This window comes from Skermanella sp. (assembly GCF_059503625.1).
The window spans coordinates 1-1121 of sequence record NZ_JCACHA010000670.1 but is presented as its reverse complement, the minus strand read 5'-3'; the positions used below and the strand labels follow the sequence as shown (position 1 = coordinate 1121).

Here is a 1121-nt window from a genome sequence, read left to right as displayed (position 1 = left end):
ATCACGGCCCAATCCAAGGCCAACGGCATCCAGTTCGGCATGGCCGGGACCGACTTCAAGGACATGACGAAGAACATCCTCATCCAGAACAACATCATCCGTGGCGCCGGTCAGGATGGCATCAAGGTCTCCCAGGGCGACAACATACAAGTGCTGGGCAACAAGATCATCGGCGCCGGCGATCAGGGGATCGACTTCGTCGCCGTCAACGGCTCCCTGATCTCCCGCAACGAGATCTCGAAGGTGACCGGCGTCGCGGCCCTGTTCGCCAAGGGCGGATCGACCAACGTGCGGATCGAGTACAACAAGATCCACGACGTCAAGGTCGACGGCATCACGATCGGCGGCTGGACGACGGCGATGTGGATGCGTCCGGGCATGCGCGATTACGAAGCGAAGAACGTCGTCGCGGTCGGCAACGAAGTCTACGACGTGGGAAAGCGCCCCCTGAGCTTCCTGGGCGCCCGCGACAGCTCTGCTACCGGCAACCTGCTGGAAGGCAATCCCGACTACTACACCGTCGTCAACGTCTCCGCCGGCAACACGAGCGGCAAGGCCACGGCGTCGTCCGGCATCACCATCAGCAACAACACGATCAACCGTTCCAAGGGCTGGCTGACGGTCGAGAACGGCCAGAACAAAGGTCTGGTCGTCACCGGCAACCGGTTCGACGGCGTCTGGACCGGCAAGGCCGGTGCGGTCGGCGGCTCCTCGGATAGCGCCGATGAGCCGGAAACCGTTACGGTGACCGCCGCTTCCTACGTGATGTCCTCGTCGGCCGACAATGCTGTCGTATCGGCTTCGGGCGGCGCCAAGGTCACCGGCAACGCCAAGGCAAACATCATCAAGGGCGGCGCCGGCAACGACGTGCTCGACGGGGCCGGCGGCAACGACACCCTGACGGGCGGCGGCGGCAAGGATGTCTTCGTGATCGCCAAGGGCCGGGGCAACGACACCATTACCGACTTCGACGGCGCCGGCGGCGATACCGTGCGGCTGGACGGGTTCGGTTTCAGCAGTTTCGGCGCCATCAAGGCGGCGATGAAGCAGGCCGGCAGCGATGTCGTGCTCGACCTCGGTGGCGGCCAGACGCTGAAGTTCATCGGCGAGAAGATCTCCGC

At 64.1% G+C, this 1121-nt stretch carries 1 protein-coding gene; it reads left to right on the top strand.

Translation table 11 applies throughout. The annotated features are described in order from the left end of the window. On the top strand, positions 1–1121 hold a 1121-nt coding region (locus tag AC5JJ6_RS21360; RefSeq protein WP_496043993.1), incomplete at both ends, for a right-handed parallel beta-helix repeat-containing protein.